The sequence below is a fragment of the Kitasatospora sp. NPDC041917 genome (assembly GCF_055589745.1).
Genome location: NZ_JBVJBI010000045.1, coordinates 1 through 19,159, shown reverse-complemented (window position 1 = coordinate 19,159; position 19,159 = coordinate 1). Strand labels below are relative to the sequence as shown.

The 19,159-nt window shown below is 74.2% G+C and carries 13 protein-coding genes; 5 read left to right on the top strand and 8 right to left on the bottom strand.

Features of this window, described 5'->3' with window-relative positions; translation table 11 throughout:
* Positions 1–10: 10 nt before the first annotated feature.
* From ACZ6EM_RS34305 to ACZ6EM_RS34290, 4 genes are all read left to right on the top strand, one after another.
* Complete coding sequence (locus ACZ6EM_RS34305) at positions 11–1,051, top strand: 3-oxoacyl-ACP synthase III family protein (RefSeq protein WP_465774104.1); 1,041 nt, start codon at positions 11–13, stop codon at positions 1,049–1,051.
* 22 nt (positions 1,052–1,073) lie between these two features.
* Positions 1,074–1,304: an acyl carrier protein gene (locus ACZ6EM_RS34300; RefSeq protein WP_401054552.1), complete on the top strand. Its 231-nt coding sequence runs from the start codon at positions 1,074–1,076 to the stop codon at positions 1,302–1,304.
* Entirely contained in the window at positions 1,301–2,116 is an 816-nt protein-coding gene (locus tag ACZ6EM_RS34295) for a 2-oxo acid dehydrogenase subunit E2 (protein ID WP_452180343.1), read from the top strand. Before ACZ6EM_RS34300 ends, ACZ6EM_RS34295 begins: the two co-directional genes overlap by 4 nt.
* A 107-nt stretch (positions 2,117–2,223) precedes the next feature.
* Positions 2,224–3,300, top strand: coding sequence for an alpha/beta fold hydrolase (locus tag ACZ6EM_RS34290; RefSeq protein ID WP_465774103.1), 1,077 nt, complete (start codon positions 2,224–2,226; stop codon positions 3,298–3,300).
* 34 nt (positions 3,301–3,334) lie between these two features.
* On the opposite strand, the gene ACZ6EM_RS34285 is transcribed toward ACZ6EM_RS34290, so the two are convergent.
* From ACZ6EM_RS34285 to ACZ6EM_RS34250, 8 genes are all read right to left on the bottom strand, one after another.
* Entirely contained in the window at positions 3,335–6,055 is a 2,721-nt protein-coding gene (locus ACZ6EM_RS34285) for an AfsR/SARP family transcriptional regulator (RefSeq protein ID WP_465774102.1), read from the bottom strand.
* A 26-nt stretch (positions 6,056–6,081) separates the two neighbouring features.
* Positions 6,082–7,095, bottom strand: coding sequence for an AfsA-related hotdog domain-containing protein (locus ACZ6EM_RS34280; protein WP_452180757.1), 1,014 nt, complete (start codon positions 7,093–7,095; stop codon positions 6,082–6,084).
* Positions 7,096–7,160: 65 nt separating this feature from the next.
* Positions 7,161–8,330 (bottom strand): alpha-hydroxy acid oxidase, encoded by a 1,170-nt coding sequence (locus tag ACZ6EM_RS34275; protein WP_465774101.1) that lies wholly within the window; start codon positions 8,328–8,330, stop codon positions 7,161–7,163.
* Positions 8,327–9,424, bottom strand: coding sequence for a 4-hydroxyphenylpyruvate dioxygenase (hppD, locus tag ACZ6EM_RS34270; RefSeq protein WP_401049116.1), 1,098 nt, complete (start codon positions 9,422–9,424; stop codon positions 8,327–8,329). Before hppD ends, ACZ6EM_RS34275 begins: the two co-directional genes overlap by 4 nt.
* Positions 9,425–9,558: 134 nt before the next feature.
* Positions 9,559–9,771, bottom strand: a complete 213-nt coding sequence (locus tag ACZ6EM_RS34265) for an MbtH family protein (RefSeq protein WP_401049118.1) — start codon at positions 9,769–9,771, stop codon at positions 9,559–9,561.
* A 56-nt stretch (positions 9,772–9,827) separates the two neighbouring features.
* Positions 9,828–10,559, bottom strand: a complete 732-nt coding sequence (locus ACZ6EM_RS34260) for a thioesterase II family protein (protein WP_465774100.1) — start codon at positions 10,557–10,559, stop codon at positions 9,828–9,830.
* A 91-nt stretch (positions 10,560–10,650) separates the two neighbouring features.
* A complete protein-coding gene (locus ACZ6EM_RS34255) occupies positions 10,651–11,979 on the bottom strand; it encodes an aminotransferase-like domain-containing protein (RefSeq protein WP_401049122.1) in 1,329 nt (442 codons plus the stop codon).
* 43 nt (positions 11,980–12,022) lie between these two features.
* A complete protein-coding gene (locus ACZ6EM_RS34250) occupies positions 12,023–13,318 on the bottom strand; it encodes a cysteate synthase (RefSeq protein ID WP_465774099.1) in 1,296 nt (431 codons plus the stop codon).
* 1,093 nt (positions 13,319–14,411) lie between these two features.
* Between ACZ6EM_RS34250 and ACZ6EM_RS34245 the strand changes: the two genes are divergently transcribed.
* The coding region (locus tag ACZ6EM_RS34245) for an amino acid adenylation domain-containing protein (protein ID WP_465774098.1) at positions 14,412–19,159 on the top strand (4,748 nt) is incomplete at its 3' end.

Here is a 19,159-nt window from a genome sequence, read left to right as displayed (position 1 = left end):
ACCGCACACCATGCAGCCGCCACCCGAGCGCGATCCCGTCCAGGCGTACCTCGCCTCGGTCGGGACCGCCCTGCCCGGCGACCCGGTGGACAACGCCGCGCTCGCCAAGGTGCTGGGGGTCAACGAGGAGTGGATCGACCTCTTCATCGGCACCCGCACCCGCCACTTCGCCCGCGACCTCGCCACCGGCACGGTGCGCTGGTCGCTCGCCGACCTGTGCGCCCAGGCCGGCGCCCGGGCCGTCGCCGCCGCCGGGATCGACCCGGCGGAGATCGGTTTCGTGGTGCTCGGCACCGCGACCCCGGACCACCTGATGCCCGCCACCGTCAACCACATCGCCGACCAGCTCGGCCTGGACCAGGTGCCCACGTACCAGCTCCAGTCCGGCTGCGCCGGTGCCGTCCAGGCGCTCGGGCTCGGCCGGACCCTGATCGCCGGCGAGGGCCACCGGGCCGGCCTGGTGATCGGCGGCGACGTCTGCAGCAAGCACCTCGACCTCGACCGGGACCTGGCCGGCGCCGCGCCGAGCGACCTGGTCAACTACGTGCTCTTCGGCGACGGCGCCGGCGCCGCGGTGCTCACCGCCGAGCCCAGGGGCGAGGCGGTGGCGCTGCGCCGGGTGCTCAACCGGTTCACCGGCCTCGGCCGGGAACCCGGCCAGGTCATCGACTGGTTCGGCCTGGCCGACCGGTACGACGACCGGCAGGCCGTCCGGGAGGACTACAAGGCCATCGAGGAGTTCGTCCCGGTGATGGCGGTGGAGATCCTCTGGGAGCTGCTCGACGACCTGGACTGGTCCGCCGAGGAGCTCGACTACCTGCTGCCCCCGCAGCTCTCCGGCCGGATGACCCGCCGCATCCACGAGCAGCTCGACGTGCCCGGTGCCACCGAGGTGTCCTGCGTCGCGGACACCGGCAACAACGGCAACGCGCTGCCCTTCCTCCAACTGGAGCGGCTGCTGGGGCGGATGTCCCGCGGCGAGAAGGCCCTCGCGGTGGCCGTGGAGTCCAGCAAGTGGATCAAGGCGGGCTTCGCCCTGGAGAAGATGTGACACTCCGTCACCGATTGGACGCATGATGCAGACCGTCGACGAGTTCGCCCGCCTGGTCCGCGAGGAACTGGGCATCCCGCTGGCGGACGGGGACATCGCCGCCGACCTCGACCGGATCCCCGAGTGGGACTCCCTCTACCTGCTCAAGCTGGTCACCGCGCTGGAGCGGAGCACCGGCCGGCCGCTGCCGGTCGCACGGGTGATGGAGGCCCGCAGCCTGGAGGAGATCTACCGGCTGGCGGTCGACCGGTGACCGCCGCCCGCCCGCACCCCGAGCGCCGCCGGCGGCACACCCTCTACTTCCTGGAGCACGCCGCCCGGCAGCGCCCGGTGCACCTGGACACCGAGGTCGACATGACCCGCGTCCAGCGCCACCGCGCCGAGGCCGGGGCGGCCGGGAGCCGCTACTCAGTGGTCGCCTACCTGCTGCACGCCACCGGCCGCGTGCTGGACCGCCACCCCGAGGCCAACGCCGTCCTGGCCCCGGGCTGGCCCGGCCTGCGGGGCCCCCGGACGGTCCGCTTCACCGGCGTCACCGCCAAGCTCGCCCTCGACCGCCCGGTGGACGGCGAGCGCACCGTGCTCTCCGCACTGCTGCCGGGCCTGGAGAGCGCCGACCTGCCCGCCATCCAGGCGCGGATCGACCGCTACCGGGACATCGCCGCCGCCGACCTCCCGGAGTTCCGCGGCGTGCGGATGCTGGGCCGGCTGCCGGTCCCGCTCGGCCGGCTGGCCTTCGCCGCCGCGCTGCGCAGCCCCCGGCGCCGCCCCGGCGTCCTCGGCACCGTCGCGGTCAGCTCGCTCGGGCACCGCCCGGTGGACGGCTTCCACGCCAGCGGCGGCACCGCGGTGACGCTGAACGCCGGCCGGGTGCTCGACCGGCCCGTGGTGCGGGACGGCCGGGTCGCGGTGGCCCCGCTGATGCGGCTCGGCCTCACCTTCGACCACCGGGTCATCGACGGCGCCCTCGCCGCCGACGTCCTCGCCGACCTCAAGCAGGCCCTGGAGGGCTTCGAGGACGGCGCGGGTCCGGACCGCCCCGCCGGTGCCGCAGGGACGGCCTGAGCCGCCACCCGCACTGTCCTTCCGGGCGGGGCCGGGCCGGGGCCGCCCCCGGCCCGGCCCGTTCCGACCACCCCGCCCCCCGCCGACCGCCCACCCGAGGACGCACCATGGACCATCTGGCAGAGCTCAAGGAGTTCGCCCGGCTGCACGGACGCGGCCAGGGCCTGACGGAGCAGTACGTCCGGTCCGTACTGTCCCGGATCACCGGGGACGAACCCGGCGACCCCGGCTCCTGGGCGCGGGTGTGGACCGCCGAGGGCGACCGGCTGCGGGCCGGCCGCCCGCTCGACGCCTGCCGGCGCTACGCGCTCGCCCGCTTCCCGTACCACGGCGACGAGGACCGGCTGGAGGCCCAGCGCCGCTGCGTCGACGCCTTCGACACCTGGCGGCGCACCGGTCGCAACGGCATCGAGCGGCTGGAGTTCGAGCACCCGGACGGCAACCTGGCGGCCTGGGCGTCCGGCCTGTCGGCCGACCGGCCGCGGCCGCTGCTGCTGATCATGGGAGGCATCGTCAGCGTCAAGGAGCAGTGGGCTCCGACGCTTCCGCTGTTCGCCCGGCTCGGCTTCGCCGCCGTCGCCACCGAACTGCCCGGGGTCGGCGAGAACACGCTTCCGTACCGGGCCGACTCCTGGCGCCTGCTGCCGTACCTGCTGGACCGGCTGGCCGACCGCGCGCGGGTCGCCGAGACGGCGGCGCTCGCCCTCAGCTTCAGCGGGCACCTGGCGCTGCGGGCCGCCGCCGAGGACCCCCGCATCCGCAGCATCCACACCGTCGGGGCGCCCGTCGCCGGGTTCTTCACCGACTCCGCCTGGTGGCCCGAGGTCCCCGGCATCACCGTGGAGACCCTGCGCCGGCTCACCCGGACCGCGGACCGGGACGAACTCCGGGACGTCCTGGCCGGCTTCCCGCTCACCCCGGCCCAGCTCGGATCCGTGGACATCCCGGTCGACTACGTGGCCAGTTCCCGCGACGAGATCATTCCGCAGGGCGAGCACCGCCGGCTGGCGCTGCTGGCACCGCGGGCCCGGTTCAAGGTCTTCGACGACGTCCACGGCTCCCCGGGACACGTCGGGGCGATGCGCCGGTGGCTGATCCTCTCCCTGCTGCGCGCCCGCCTGAGCGAGGGGCGGCGCCGGCCGCCGGCCGGCGCCGCCCGGGCAGGGACGGTCGGGTCCCGCTGAGGGCCGGCCCGCGCGGGCCGGCCCTCAGCGGGACTCAGAGCCGCTGGGGGAGCTGCCGGGCGAGCGGCCCGCCGGTCCGCCCGGCGCCGGCCGGGGCGAACGACGGCCGGCCCGGGTCGAGCAGCCACATGCCCGGGCGGACCTCCACGGCGGCCGCCCGCCCGTCCGGACCGGCGATCCGCTCCGCGGTGCGGCGGGCGTAGGTGGCCCAGCGGCGGTCGCCGAGCCGTTCGGCGGCCCTCCCGCACTCGTCGAGGAGCCGGAGGGCGCCGAGCGGGAGCCCCTGGTGCAGGTTCACCATCGCCAGACCGCCCAGCGCGGCCACGACCCCCCGCAGGTCGTGGCCGGCCGAGCAGAGGGCCAGCGCCCGGCCGTACCGCCGGGCGGCGGTCGTCAGGCGGCCCCGGCCGAGCAGGACGTCGGCCTCGCCGATCCGGCAGCGCGCGGCCCCGAGCCGGTCTCCGGCCAGGCCGAACAGCCGGCGGGCCTCGCCGTACCGGCCGAGCGCCCGGTCCGCCTCGCGCCGCTGCCAGGCGAGGTCGCCCAGGGAGTGGAGCACCGCCGCCTCGGCGGCCGGGGAACCCGCCCGGCGCGCGGCGTCGAGCGCGAGCCGGTGGGAGGTCTCCCACTGGTCCCAGACCGCGCAGGTCTGGAAGTACCCGGCGGTACTGCCCGCCAGGTCCCACACCAGGGACCACAGCCCGGCCGCGTGCGCCAGCCGCACCGACTGCACCAGCCCGGCGGCCTCCTGCCGGAACCAGGCCAGCGGCGCGCACGGCGCCGGTGCCCGGTCGCCCGCGCCGGACGGCGGCGCCGGGGCCGGCTCCTCGGGCTGCCGGCTGCGGCCGGGCGTGAGCAGTGCGTCGGCCCGGCGGGCGAGGGACAGGTAGGCGGCGCACAGCCGCGCCGTCGCCGCGCGCAGCGAGTCCGTGCGCTCCTGCTGGCGCAGTTCCCCGGAGAGCACCCGCAGCAGCTCGTGGAAGCCGTAGCGGACCTGCCCGTCCGGCTGCGGCCTGGTCTCCAGCAGCTGGGCGCGGACCAGGCCCTCCACCAGCTCCTCGGCGACGGGCGCCTCGACGTCGAGCAGCGCCGCCACCGTCCACAGCGCGAAGTCGGGCACGGGGGCCAGCCCCAGCAGCCGGAACGCCCGCTGCTGCTCGGGCCGCGCCTCCTGGTACGCCGTCATCAGGCAGGCCCGCAGGTCGAGGTCGCCCTCGCGCAGCCGCTCCAGCCGGGTCCGTTCGTCGCGCAGCCGGGCCGCCAGGCCCTCGGCGGTGGTGTGCGGACGGGCGACCAGCGAGGCCGCCGCGACCCGCAGGGCGAGCGGCAGGTGACCGCAGAGCCCGGCGATCTCCGCCACCGCCACCGGGTCGGCCGCCATCAGCTCCCCTCCGGCGACGTGGAGCATCTCCATCGCCTCGTCCGGGCGCAGCGGCTGGAGGACGAGGTGCCGGGCGCCGTCGAGGGCGGAGAGCATCCGCCGGCCGGTGACGATCACCGAGCAGTCGCCGACCGCCGCCAGCAGGGGGCGGATCTGCTCCTCCGAGCCGGCGTCGTCGAGCACCAGCAGCGGCCGGCGCCCCCGTAAGGCGCGCTGCAGTGCCGCGGTGAGCTGCCCGCGGTCCGCCGGGACCTGGTCCGCCGCGCCGTGGTCGCCCCCACCGAGCCCGCGCAGCAGGGCGGTTGCCGCCTCGTCGGCGGTCAGCGGCCGGCCGAGCGGCCCGCGCAGCCGGACCAGGACCTGGCCGTCCGGGAACGCGTCCGCGACCTGCCGGGCCAGCCGCACCGCGAACGCCGTCTTGCCCACGCCGGCCCGTCCGGCCACCGCCACCAGCCGCACCGGCGGCCGGCCGGCGTCGCCGCGCAGCATCCGCTCGGCCGAGGCGGTCTCCTCGTGGCGTCCGATGAGCCTCTCCGTCCCGCCGGGCAGCCCCCGCAGCGGCCCGGCGGTCGGGGAGGCGGCCCGGGCGGCGGACCCGCCGGCCGGCTCGGGAGGTCTCCAGTCGAGGGACGGGTCCGAGCGCAGGATCCGCTCCTGGAGGCGCTTGAGCGAGCGCCCGGGTTCCACGCCGAGCTCCTCGACCAGCGAGCGCCGCAGCCTGGCGTAGACCCGCAGGGCGTCCGACTGGCGGTCGGTGCGGTACAGCACCACCATCAGGTGGCCGTGCAGCGCCTCCCGCAGCGGGTGCTCGGTGGCCAGCGCCATCAGTTCCCCGGCGAGCTTGCGGTGGTGGCCGAGCCGCAGGTCCGCCCGGATCCGCTGGTCGAGCGACTCCATCCGCAGCTCGTCCAGCCGGATGGCGGTGCTCTCCAGGCGCACCCCGTGCGGCACGCCGGACAGCGCCGGGCCGGTCCACACCGCCAGCGCGTCGTGCAGCAGCCGGGAGGCGGCGGCGAAGTCGCCCTGCTCGTAGGCGGTACGGCCGGCCACCCGCAGCGTCTCGAAGCGGGCCAGGTCGAAGTCCTCCTCGGGCACCCGCAGCAGGTACCCCGGGGACCGGGTGAGCAGCAGTTCCTCGGTCTCCAGTCCGGGGGGTCTGCCCTCGGCCAGCAGCTTGCGCAGCTGGGAGATGTACACCTGGAGGGTGGTGGTCGCGGTGCGGGGCGGTTCGGTCCCCCAGAGCTCGTCGATCAGGCTGTCCGAGGAGATGACCTCCCCGGCGCGCACCAGCAGGGTCGCGAGCAGCGCGCGCGGTTTGGCGGCGGACGGCGTGCGGGGGGACAGCGAGACCGGCCCCAGGATCCGGAAGCGCATCACATGGTCCTTTCGATCGGCCGGGTTCAGCAGTCCTGCAGGAGGGAGGCGGAGGCACTGGCGACGACCCGGCTGCCCTGGCTGAAGACGACCCGCATCCGGGCGACCGGCCGGCCGGCCGCGTCCCGGGTGGGGCGGCGGGAGGAGACCGTGCAGGCGAGCGGCAGGTCGGTGTCCCCGAGGCCCCGGTAGGAGGTCCGCCAGTGGGTCAGGACGGCGTGGCCGGGCTCGAAGCCGTGCAGCTCCGCGGCCACCAGCAGGGACGCCTGCCGGGAGGCCTCCAGGAACAGCGACCCGGGGATCGGGCCGTCGGCCGCCGCGCGGAAGAGTCCGTGCTCCGGGGCCGGGTCGACCGGCAGCAGGAACTCCCCGTCGAGGACCCTGAGCGGCGGACCGACCAGCACGTTGCGCGGGTCGCTCCGTCCGACGCGGGCCGGGCGCAGCGCCCCGTCCGCGCCGGGCGCGGACACCGCGCAGGAGTCGTTCAGGCTCTCGCGCCTGCCCCGGGCGCGGTGGCTGCGGTGCACCCCGGGCATGACGAACACCAGCCTGGTCCGGTTGAGTCCGCAGTTCACTCCGTCGATGGCCACCCGGGCCACGCACTCCAGGCCGCGCGGGACGCCGTTGACCACGTCGCCCGGGGTCAGGGTGAGCTCCATGGCGAGGTGGGCGGCCCGCCCGGTGCGGCGCCACGGCGAGAGGTCCAGGACGTCGACGCTGCTGGAGGCGAAGGCCTCGGGCCGGTCGGCCGGGACCCGGAAGTACTGCTGGGCGATGAAGTGCGCCGCCTGGTGCATCGTCTCCGCCGGGAACAGGACGTCGTGGAAGGTGCCCGGACCGTCGGTGAACAGCTCGTGGTCGTCCGGCAGTTCGGCCGACAGCACGAAGTGCTGCTCCTCCGGGGCGGTGGTGTCCAGGGCGAAGCCCTCGGCGGTGGAGGGGCGGCGCAGCAGGTGCAGCGGCGCGGCGGGCCGGCCGCCGGTGGGGAAGGGCCCGTCCGGTCGGGCGGGCGGGTAGGGGAACGGGAGCGCTGTATCCATGGCAGTGGTCCTCGGGTCGGTGGCGCCCGGAGCGTCGGGTCGGGTGGGGGCCGGGGCCCCCGGGGCTACCCGTGCGGCGCGGAGACCGTCCGCAACGGCGCGGAGGTGACCACGCGCAGGGACCGCGCGGCCTCGACCGAGTCGCAGCCGGCCAGTCCGAGCGCGTCCCGCAGCTCCTCGGTCAGCATGCGCAGGACGCCGCCGACCCCGGCCTGGCCGCCGGTGGCGAGGCCCCAGAACACCGGGCGGCCGACCAGGACGCCGTCGGCGCCGAGCGCCAGGGCCTTGACGATGTCGCTGCCGGTGCGCACCGCGCCGTCGACCAGGACCTCGCAGCGGCCGTCCACGGCTTCCCGGATCTCCGGGAGCACCGCCATCGGCGGTACGGCGCCGTCGAGTTGGCGCCCGCCGTGGTTGGAGACGACGATCGCGTCGACCCCCTGGTCCGCCGCCTGCCGGGCGTCCCGGGGATCGAGGAGGCCCTTGAGGACCAGCCGGAGTCCGGTGCGCTCGCGGAGCCGTTCGATGTGCCGCCAGGAGAGCGAGGCGGTCATGAAGGCCTTGGTGTGCTCCGCCACCGCGGACGTCCGGGACCCCTGGGCGTGGGCCCGGGAGGCCGAGCCGTCACCGAGGTGGGCGGCCTGGACGTCCAGCGGCAGGGTGAACTGGTTGCGCACGTCGCGCAGCCGGCGTCCCATCCAGGGCAGGTCCACGGTCAGCATCAGCGCCTCGCAGCCGGCCTGCTCGGCCCGGTCGACGAGGTCGAACAGCCTGGCCTCGTCGTTGAGCCAGTACAGCTGGAGCCAGAGCCGGCCGCCCTGGGCGGCGATCTCCTCCAGCGGGTAGCTGCTCAGGGTCCCGGTGACGAAGGGGACGCCGGCGTCCCGGGCCGCGCGGGCCACGGCGAGTTCGCCGTCCGGGTGCACCAGCCGGTGGTAGGCCATCGGGGCGACGGCGATCGGCGCCGCGGCGTCCCGGCCCAGCAGCGGGGACGCGGTGGCGCAGTCGGCGACGTCCCGCAGGACCCGCGGCACCAGGTGGAGCCGGTCGAAGGCGTCGCGGTTGGCGTGCACCGAGGACTCCGTGCCGCTGCCGCCGGCGACGAAGTCCCAGATGTCCGGCGGCAGGACCGCGGCGGCTGCCCGCTCCAGGTCCTGGAGGCAGGCGGGTTCGCGCTGCCACCGGGCGGCGGGCTCGTCGCGGACCGCCGGGGTGGGGAAGGAGGGGGCGGTCACCGCGCGGCACCGCCCTGCTTCGCCCGGTCCAGCTCGACGGCCTCGTACAGCGCCTTGATGTTGGAGCTCCCGAAGGTCTCCGCGCCCAGGCGCTCGATGACCTCGAAGAAGAGGGTGCGGCGGGGGTGGGCGGAGCGGGTGAAGATCTGGAACAGCTGGCCGGCGTGGTCCTCGTCCACCAGCAGGTTCCACCGGCGCAGGTCCTCCAGCGGGTGGTTCTTCGGGGTCAGCCGCCGGCCGAGGAGGTCGTAGTAGGAGCCGGGGGCGGTCAGGAACCGCACTCCGCGCTCGGACAGGGCGGTGACGGAGCGCACGGCGTCCTCCACCGAGAAGGCGATGTGCTGCACGCCCGCGCCGCCGTGGCGGGCGAGGAACTCGTCGATCTGCCCGGGGTCGGCGGTGGTGTCGGGTTCGATGACGGTGAAGGTCACCGTTCCCGAGGGGCTCTGGACGACCTTGGAGTCCATCCCCTGGGAACCGGTGACGATGCGTTCCTCGAAGATGGTGTCGAAGCCCAGGACCCGGCCGTAGTGGTCGACGGTCGCCTGGAGCTCGCCGGCGTCGACGCACACGGCGAAGTGGTCGATCCGCCGGAGGCCGACGGGCGGCGCGACCTCGCGCGCGGCGGCGAGGGCGGACGGGTCGACGACCAGTCCGTGGGGCAGCGCGGGCGGTGCGGCGCCGTCGTCCGGGACGAAGGTGTGCACGACGTCGCCGAAGCCGCCGACGGTCGCCGTGGTGCCGCCCGCCGGGTGCGGCGCCGGGGCGGCCACGGGCCGCGCGCCGCGCCGGGTGGCCTCGGCGAAGGCCGCGGTCACGTCGGGGACCCGCAGGGCGATGTCGGAGACCCCGTCGCCGTGCCGTGCGGTGTAGGCGCCGGCGGGGTGGTCCGTGTCCCGGCTCTCGGTGAGGACGAGCGTGACGTCCCCCTGGGCGAGGGCGGTGCTCCTGAGGCCCGTTCCGGTCGCCACCTGCGGGGCGACGACCCGGAACGCGTACTGCCCGACCCAGGTGGCCGTGCCGGCCTCGATGTCGTCCACGCACAGCTCGACGTACTCGATGCCGAGGTTGCCGTAGACCGCGGACCCACTCACGTGATTCTCTCCTTGGAAATGTCGCAGGGCTCCACCGGCGCGGGGCGGGCGCGCCGGCCGCGCAGGCTCGGGGGGCGTGCCGTCCGCTGCCCGGGGCGGCCCGCCCCGGGCAGCGAACGGACGTGCGGCGGCGCTCAGTCGGCGGCCATGGCCTCGACCAGGCTCTTCGGGCGCATGTCCGTCCAGTTGGCCTCGACGTAGTCCAGGCACTCCTGGCGGCCGGCCTCGCCGAACGCGGTCTCCCAGCCGGCGGGCACCTCGACGGAGGCGGGCCACAGCGAGTGCTGCCCCTCCGCGTTGCGCAGCACCAGGTACGGGGCGTCGTTGTTCTCGAACGGGTTCGTCACTGTCGTCTTCCTTAGCGGTGGTGGTGACGGCGCCGCGGGTTCGCGGCGGCCTCGGTTCAGTCGGCGGCCGGGACGCCGAGCCGGGACAGCAGGTCCCGCAGCAGGCCGGCCTGCTGGTCGGTGAGGTAGAAGTGCCCGCCCTCGAAGGCCCGCGCGGTGAAGGACGCCCGCGTCACCGGGGCCCACGCGGCCACCGACCCGGCGTCGGTGTCGGCGTCCTCGTCCCCGTAGTACGCGACGACGGGGACGTCCAGGACGGCACCGGCGGGATCGGCCCGGTACTCCTCCACGATGCGGTAGTCGGCCCGGACCGCCGGGAGCACCAGCTCCAGCAGGTCCGGGTGGTCCAGCGCGGCCGTCTCCGTGCCGCCCAGCTCCTTCAGATGCCGGACGAGTTCCCGGTCGGGCGCGGTCGCGTACGACTGCTCCGGGACGCTCTCCCGCCCGGGGCCGGACCGCCCGGAGACGAACAGGGCGGTGATCCGGGCGCCGTGCGCCTCCTGGAGCCGGCGGGCGGCCTCGAAGGCGACCGACGCGCCCATGCTGTGGCCGAAGAACGCCAGCGGCCGGTCGAGCAGCGGGAGGCACTCGGCGACCACCGGGGCCACCAGGGCCTCCATGGTCCGCGCGGGCGGTTCGAGCAGCCGGTCCTCCCGCCCCGGGTACCGCACAGCGAGCAGCTCCACGCCGTCGGGGAGGGACGGCCCCCACGCCCGGTAGAAGCTCGCCGCGCCGCCCGCGTGCGGGAAGCAGACGATCCGGGTGCGGGGGTCCGCCGACGGTTTCACTACTCGCAACCACTGGTGTGCTGGGCGCACGTCTTTCCTCTCAGCCTCGGTCTCGATGGCACCCCGGGGGCCCGCGCCGCGCGGGCCGGCCTCACCGCGCGGCGGCCGCGGCCTGCTCCCGGACGAAGCCGGCCAGCCGGTCCAGCCCCTCGTCGATCTCCGCGGGGAGCAGGTGGCTGAAGGACAGCCGCATCACGCGGCGCGGCTCGGAGTCCGCGTAGAAGTGGTGCAGCGGCGTCCACAGCACGCGGTGCCTGCCGGCGCTGAGCTCCAGCAGTTCGTCGCTCGCCGCGAAGGGCACGGTGAGCAGCAGGAAGAACCCGCCGCTCGGGGTGTTCCAGGAGACGCCGGGCACCTGTCCGGCGCCGAACCGCGCGGCCAGGCCGTCGAGCATCAGCCGGAGGTTCGCGCGGTACGTCTCCCGCTCGCGCGCGTTGGCCGCCCGCAGGCTGTGCCCGTTCTCCAGCAGCTTCCCGGCGATGACGGCCTGGGCGATCGGCGAGGTGTTCACCGTCGTCATGCTCTTGATCTTCGCCAGCTCGTCGGCCAGCAGGCCGGCCCCGCCCCGCGGGCCGGTGACGGGCTGGTCCGCGACCACGTAGCCGACCCGGGCGCCGGGGAGCCCGGTCTTGGCGAACGAGCCGAGGTAGACGACGCGTCCGTCGGTGTCGAGGGCCTTCATGGTCGGGGGCCCGTCGGGGTCGCCGAGCAGGCCGTACGGGTTGTCCTCCAGCACCAGGAGGTCGAGCTCCGCGGCGGCCCGCAGGGTCCGCAGCCGGTCCTCCCGGCTCATCCGCACCCCGCCGGGGTTGGCGAAGTCCGGTACGAGGTAGAGGGCCCGCGGTCGCCGGCCCGCCGCCCTGGCCTCCCGCACCACGGCGGTGAGGTCCGCCAGGTCGACGCCCGCCGCGGACTCCCGGACCGGGAGCAGCGGCATGTCGACGAGCTGGGCGGCCCCGTGCACCCCGACGTAGCTCGGCGTCACCGCGAGCAGCACGTCCTCGGGGGTGGCGCGCAGCGCCCGCAGGGTCAGGTAGAGCGCCTCCTGGCAGCCCACGGTGACCACGACGGCCTCCGGGTCCACCACGATGCCCTCGTCGACGGCCAGGTGGGCCGCGACCAGCTCGTGGATGACGCCCTTGGTGCGGCCGTACTGGAGGACGGTGCGCCGGACCTTCGCCTCGTCACCGTCGAAACGCTCGGAGAGGTGGCGGCGGTAGACGTCGAGGTGGCGGTGGACGTCGTCGAGGTCGAAGTAGCCCTCGAACGGTCGGCCCGCGGCGAAGGACACCGCGTCCGGGTAGTCCTGGGACACCTCGTTGAGAAAGTTCATCGACGCGCTCACCGGGGAGCCCAGCGATTCGTGCAGGTCCCGGACGTCGAGGGGCAGGGACGAGCCTGCCACGGTGCGGTTGCCCAACGGGCCCACTTCCCTTCTGACGGTTCGGCTCGGAGGTTCCGGCTCAGCGCACGGAGGCGACGGCGCGCGGTCGGCTGCCGGTCGCGAAGGCGTCCAGCACGCGCGCCGCGACCTCGTCGGGGGAGTCGCCGCGCGAGACCAGCCACGCCCGCGGCGCGGCGGCCGGGGCGTCGGCGTACAGCCTCCGGCGTCCGCCGCCCGTCACGTTGAGCAGGCAGGTCGCGTCCGGCGCGAGCCGCCCGTCCCGGACGGCGTCGCGCAGCGCCGCCACGGCGACGGCGGCCGCCGGCTCGATGTCGATGCCCTCCAGCTCCTCGAACATCGCCCGGGCCGCCTCCGCCTCCGCGCGGCCGGCGACCAGCATGTCGCCGGAGCCGGCGCGCAGGACGTCCCGGACACCGCCGCCGACGAGGTAGGGGGGCGTCGCGTTGGCCAGCTCCGGGGCGTAGAGGTCGAGCGGTGCCGCGGCCCGCGCCGGGTCGTCCGGCTGCCCCTGCCACGCCCGGCTGAGCGGGGCGAAGTCCGCGTTCTGGCACAGGAGCATCCGCGGGACCGACTGCCCGTCGGCGGCACCGGAGGCGATGACGCGCTCGGCGGCCTCGTGGACGGCGATCGCCCCGGCTCCGCTTCCCACGGCCTGGACGTAGACCTCGGGAAGGACCCCCATCTCCTCGAAGGCGGCGAGGGCGACCACGCCCAGCCCGTCGCGGCGGCCGACGTTGCGGACCCCGCCCTCGGCGAAGAACCCGGGACCGCAGGCGATCAGCTTCCGGCTGAAGTCGATCGCGTCGTTGTAGGTGGCGTCCTTGAGTGCGACCACCTGGACGTCCGCCGAACCCGCGTCGGCGGCCGCCACGGCCGGCAGTGCCCGGCTCGGGACCACCAGCAGCCGAGGGACTCCCTCGCTCCGGGCCGCGGCGAAGGCCGCCGCGGTGTTGCCGGCCGAGGCGATGACCATCACACCGGCCTGCTCGGGGGTGCGTCCCAGCACCGCGAAGGCCTCGAACTCCTTGAAGGAGCCGGAGGTCATCCGGCAGCCGCGTTCGGGCCAGTACCCGCTGAAGGAGATCCACAGGTCGGTCAGGCCGAGGGCCTTCCCGAGCCCCGCGCTCCGGTAGACGGCCGGCCGCTGGGAACCCTCGACCTCGCGTCGGACCGGAAGCCAGCCGTAGCGGAAGATGCCGGACCTCTCCGGCGTGACGGTGAACCGCTGTTCCGCGTACTCGCTGCGCAGCAGGGTGTCGTCCCCGCATCGCGGGCAGCTCAGGCAGAGCCCGTCGTCGGAGCTCCGCCAGTCGCAGCCGGCGCAAACGAGCAGGTAGGTACAAGCAGGATCCACGAGGGTGCGTTCCTTTCGCGTCGAACGGCGTCCCCGCCGTGGGCGCACCTGTCCGCGGACATCGCGGACCGGCCCCTGCCGCACGGTCGGAGGCATGCGTGTTCAGCCCTTTTCCGGCGCGCACCGGGACTTGCCGGGCACGCCGAAGTGCGACGCGCGACAATCGCGGCGTCGATATCCGGAAAAAGGGAAAAGACTGCCTGATAAACGCCTCGGCGGCCTTCGGATGGAAGGGGGCCGATGGGCTTTATGACATGTTCAGGACAGATTTCAGAGAGGTGTGGCCCCGAAAAGAAGGATTGCTGTGGACCCTGATGGAATGGGTCGGAAACTGTTCATCATACCCCGTTGTCCCCCGACGTGTGCAGCAAGCGTGTTCTGCAGGCTTGCGAGTGACCAGCATAGACGCCGCAATCGCAGTTTTCCTGTGACCGGGCTCACATTGCAGGGCTTCTGAAGATCGACTTTACTGTCCTGACGCCTGCTCAGGAGCCCGTCGGATGTTGGCCGAGTCTGCCATCCGGACGCGGGAGCGGCGATCGCCGCGCATGGTTCATCATGTGCGCTTCGCGTGGCGAAGTGTCGGCAATACGGGGGAAAGTCAATGTGTGAGCGTTGTGGCGGGAATGGTCTCGCCGGATGTACCGAAGCGGGTCCTTCGATTCGCGGGCGGGGCCTTCGGCCCATTCCACGCAGGGGGGGTTCTGCGTCAATGCCCGCCATTTTCTCCACACTTCTTTCGCCGGCGCTTCACTGACGCGTCGGCCGGTCCGCGCCAGGATTGATCCGAAAGCGGACAGACCATGACCGGCCGCCCGGGATTCCCGCGGTTCCGGTTTCCCCGAGGGGGCGGCTCGGGCTGCCCGGCGCCGGAGCGGCCGCCGTCCGGCCCGCCCGCGTCCCTCGTCGCCCGCCCGATTCCGCGCCCGGCCGCCCCTCCTTCGCGGGGTCCGGCCGAGGCCTCGGCCTGCCGTCGCGGCGGCCTCCCGGCGCCGGCACCCCCTGCGGGAGGCCCCTGCCCCGAGGCCGGACGACCCCGGGCCCGCACGCACGCACGCGTGGAAACACGCTCACAACGGGACGATGGAGTGGTATGAGCACGTCAGAAGTCGGCGTCGCGTACAAGGAGCTCTCTGCCGCGCAGCGAGGCATCTGGAACGCTCAGCAACTCGACCCGGACAACCCCGTCTACAGCGTGGCCCAGTGCCTGGAGATCGAAGGGGACCTGGACCCGCAGCTGTTCGAGCGGGCCGTGCGGGAGATCACCGGACGGGTCGAACCCCTCCACGTGCGCTTCACCGGATCGGGCACCTCGCTGCGCCAGTACGTGGCCGTCTCGGACGACTGGCCGCTGCACACCTTCGACGTCAGCGCCGAGCGCGACCCGGTCGCCGCCGCCGAGGCCTGGATGCGCGCCGACCTGGCCCGGCCGATGCGGCTGGACCGCGACCGCCTCTTCACCTACGCCCTGTTCCGCGTCGCCGCCGACCGCCACCTCTGGTACCAGCGCGGCCACCACATCGCCGCCGACGGCTTCAGCGGCGCCATCGTCGCCTCGCGGGTGGCCGCCCACTACACCGCCCTCGCGGCCGGCGGCCCGGTGCCCGAGCCGCGGACGGTGCCGCTGGACACCCTCCTGGACAAGGACACCGAGTACCGCGCCTCGGCGAGCTTCGCCGAGGACCGCGCGTACTGGGCCGAAACCCTGGCCGACCGCCCGGACATGCCCAGCCTCAGTGGCGGACGCCCGCCCGTCGGCACCCCGCACACCCTGGCCCGGCACGCCGAGACCGTCGACGCCGAGACCTCCGCGCACCTCCGCACGGCCGCACGCGGTCTGCGGACCACCGTCTCCGGCCTGGCCATCGCCGCCTCCGTGCTCTGCTTCCACCGCCTGACCGGCGTCGAGGACGTCGTCATCGGCGTCCCCGTCCTCGGCCGGAGCCGCCAGGAACTCGACGTCCCCGGCATGGCGGCCAACATGCTGCCGATCCGGGTGGCCGTGTCGGACGACCTCACCCTCCAGCAGCTCGTCCGGCGGGTCGGGACCGCGATCCGCACCGCCCTGCGCCACCAGCGGTACCGCTACGAGGACATCCTCCGGGACCTCGGGCTGGTCGGCCGCGGCAACCTGTTCAGCCTGGTCATGAGCGCCATGCCGTTCGACTACGACCTCGCCTTCGGCAACTGCTCGGTCCGGCTGAAGCCGCTGGGCGGCGGCCACTTCAACGACTTCTCGCTGTCGCTCTACGACAACTCCACCGACGGCCTCATCGGCATCGCCGCGGACGTCAACCCCGAGCTCTACAGCGACGACACCAACCGCGCCAAGGTGGCCCTCTTCCGCAACACCCTGCTGGCGATGGCCGCCGCCCCCGCCGACACCCCGCTCCGTCGGGTCGAGGTGTTGGGCGAGGCGGAGCGGGAGCTGGTGCTGTTCGGGTGGAACGACACGGCGCGTGAGGTGCCGGCGGTGACGCTGCCGGAGCTGTTCGAGGCGCAGGCGGTGCGGACGCCGGGTGCGGTGGCGGTGTCGGACGCGTCGGGTGGTGTGACGTACGGGGAGTTGAACGAGCGGGCGAACCGGTTGGCGCACCTGCTGGTCGCCGAGGGTGTCGGGCCGGAGGACCTGGTCGCGGTGTGCCTGCCGCGGTCGGTGGATCTGGTGGTGGCGCTGCTGGCGGTGGGGAAGGCGGGGGCGGCGTACCTGCCGCTGGACCCGGAGTACCCGGTCGAGCGGCTGGCGGCGACGGTGGCGGACGCCCGGCCGTCGGTGCTGGTCGCCTCCGGTGCGACGGCGGGGCTGGGCCTGGGCGTTGATGCCGGGGTGCGGCGGATCGACCTGGACGCAGCGGAGACCGCCGATGCGCTGAGCGTGCTGCCGGTGTCGGATCCGGAGCGTGCGGGGCACGGCCTGGAGAGTCCGGCGTATGTCATTTACACCTCGGGGTCGACGGGTCGGCCGAAGGGTGTGGTGGTGACGCAGGCGGGCCTGGTGAACTACGTGGTCCGGTGTGTGGAGGTGTATCCGGAGGTCGCGGGGCTGACGGTGCTGCACGCGTCGGTGTCGTTCGACGCGGGTGTGACGGGTCTGTACGGGGCTCTGGTGTGCGGTGGCGAGGTGGTGGTCGCCGCGTTGGACGATGCTCTGCCGGGCGTGTTGGGTGGTCGGCGTCCGTCGTTCATGAAGGTGACGCCGAGCGCGTTGGCGGTGCTGGACTCGCTGGGCGATCGCGTGAGTCCGACGGGCCGGCTGATGGTGGGTGGTGAGGCCGTCCAGGCGGCGGCGGTGGCGCAGTGGCGCGAGCGTCATCCGGGTGTCGTGGTGGTGGATCATTACGGTCCGACGGAGGCGACGGTCGGCTGTACCGACTTCGTGCTTCCGGAGGAGCTGGACGGGTCGGAGGTCGTCCCGATCGGTCGGCCGATGTGGAACACCCGGGCATACGTGCTGGATTCCGGGCTGCGTCCGGTCCCGGTGGGTGCGGCGGGTGAGTTGTACATCGCGGGTGTTCAGCTGGCGCGCGGCTACCTGGGCCGTCCGGGGCTGACGGCGGAGCGGTTCGTGGCGTGCCCGTTCGGTTCGGCCGGGGAGCGGATGTACCGCACCGGTGACCTGGCGCGGTGGCGCGAGGACGGGGCGCTGGAGTACCTGGGCCGCACCGACGACCAGGTGAAGGTGCGCGGTTACCGCATCGAGCTGGGCGAGATCGAGTCCGCGCTGCTCGGCCAGGCGGGCGTGGCCCAGGGTGTGGTGATCGTCCGCGAGGACGTTTCGGGCGACAAGCGGCTGACGGCCTACGTCGTCCCGGACATGGATGCGGACGTTGAGCTGGATGCCGTCGCGCTGCGGGATGCGCTCGCGACGGCGCTTCCCGACTACATGGTCCCGTCCGCGGTCGTGCTGCTGGAGGCGCTGCCGCTGACTGTCAACGGCAAGCTCGACCGCCGGGCCCTGCCGGCCCCGGACCGGACCGCCGAGCTGGAGGCCTCCTACCGCGCGCCCCGGACACCCGAGGAGACCCTCCTGTGCGAGGCGTTCGCCGAGGTCCTGGGCCTGCCCCAGGTGGGCATCGACGACAACTTCTTCGAGCTGGGCGGGCATTCGCTGCTGGCGGTGACGCTGGTGGAGCGGCTGCGCTCGCGCGGCCTCCAGGTCTCGGTGCGTGGACTGTTCCAGGTGCCGACGCCCGCTGGGCTGGCGGCTGCCGACATCGGTCAGGCCTTCGTGGTGCCGGAGAACCGGATCCCGAGCGACGCGACCGTCCTGACCCCGGACATGGTCACGCTGGCCGAGCTGAGCCAGGCGGACCTCGACCGGATCAGTGCGGCGGTCCCGGGTGGTGCGGCGAACGTCGCGGACGTCTATCCGCTGGCGCCGCTGCAGGAGGGGATCTTCTTCCACCACCTGCTGGACGCCGACCAGGGCCGTGACGTCTACACCCTGCCGACCGTGCTGGCCTTCGACTCGCGGGAGCGGATCGACGGATTCGTGTCCGCGGTGCAGGCGGTGGTGGACCGGCACGACATTCTGCGGACGGCGGTGCTGTGGGAGGGACTGTCCCAGCCGCTGCAGGTCGTGCTGCGGCAGGCTCCGCTGGTGGTGTCCGAGATCGCCTTGGCGGCCGGTGCCGGTGACGACGCGGTCGCCCGGCTGCTGGCGGCGTGCCCGCCGTCGATGGACATCCGCCGGGCGCCTCTTCTCGATCTGACGATCACTCAGGACATTGATGGTGGGCGGTGGTTGATCGCTCTGCGCAGCCACCACCTGATCCGCGACCACCAGGCGCTGGAAGTCCTGTTGGACGAGGTGCGCGCGCACCTGGAGCGCGAGGAGGACCGCCTTCCGGAGCCGGCGCCGTACCGCGACTTCGTGGCGCACGCGCGAATGGCGGTCACCGCCGAGCAGCACCGTGCGTTCTTCGAGCGGGCGCTCGGGGAGGTGGAGGAGCCGACAGCGCCGTACGGCGTTCTGGACACGCACGGCGACGGCGGCGAGGTCGGTGAGGCGATCGTCGAGCTGTCGGACGAATTGGCCGACAGGGTGCGTGAGTTGGCCCGCCGGTACGGTGTGAGTGCGGCTGCGTTCTTCCACCTGGCGTGGGCGCGGGTCGCGGCGGCGACGACGGGGCAGACGCATCCGGTGTTCGGTACCGTGCTGCTCGGTCGGATGGACGCGGGAGGTGCGGCGAGCCGTACGCCGGGTCTGTACATCAACACCCTGCCGATCCGGGTCGACGCCACCCGGCGACTGGGCGAAGGGCTGCGGTCGGCGCAGGCGCAGTTGGCCGAACTGCTGAACCATGAGCATGCCCCGCTGTCCCTCGCCCAGCAGGCGACCAGCCTGCCGGCGCAGAGCCCGCTGTTCACCTCGATCCTCAACTACCGTCACAGCAAGCCGCGTTCGGATTCCGGTCAGGGGAACCTGCCGGAGACCGGGATCGCGGGCATCGACATCCTGTACGCCCATGAGGGCAACAACTACCCGTTGACGGTGTCGGTGGACGACACCGGTGTCGGGTTCCGGCTCACGGTGCAGGCGTGCGCTCCGATGGACTCGGACGTGGTCTGCGGTCTGCTGTGCACGGCGGTGGAGAATCTGGTCGGCGGGCTGGAGGGGGACTCCGCCGCCACGCTCGACCAGGTCTCGGTGCTGGACGCCGGGCAGCGGGAGTTGGTGCTGCGCGGGTGGAACGACACGGCGCGTGAGGTGCCGGTGGGGACGTTGCCGGGGCTGTTCGAGGCGCAGGTGGCGCGGACGCCGGACGCCACGGCTGTGGTGTTCGGTAGTGGTGCGGCGCGTGAGGTCGTGTCGTATGCGGAGTTGAACGAGCGGGCGAA

Bases quoted from the DNA above. Each gene is read 5' to 3' on its own strand.
- ACZ6EM_RS34285 (WP_465774102.1), bottom strand. From the start codon at position 6,055: ATGCGCTTCCGGATCCTGGGGCCGGTCTCGCTGTCCCCCCGCACGCCG.
- ACZ6EM_RS34305 (WP_465774104.1), top strand. From the start codon at position 11: ATGCAGCCGCCACCCGAGCGCGATCCCGTCCAGGCGTACCTCGCCTCG.
- ACZ6EM_RS34280 (WP_452180757.1), bottom strand. From the start codon at position 7,095: ATGGATACAGCGCTCCCGTTCCCCTACCCGCCCGCCCGACCGGACGGG.
- ACZ6EM_RS34300 (WP_401054552.1), top strand. From the start codon at position 1,074: ATGATGCAGACCGTCGACGAGTTCGCCCGCCTGGTCCGCGAGGAACTG.
- ACZ6EM_RS34290 (WP_465774103.1), top strand. From the start codon at position 2,224: ATGGACCATCTGGCAGAGCTCAAGGAGTTCGCCCGGCTGCACGGACGC.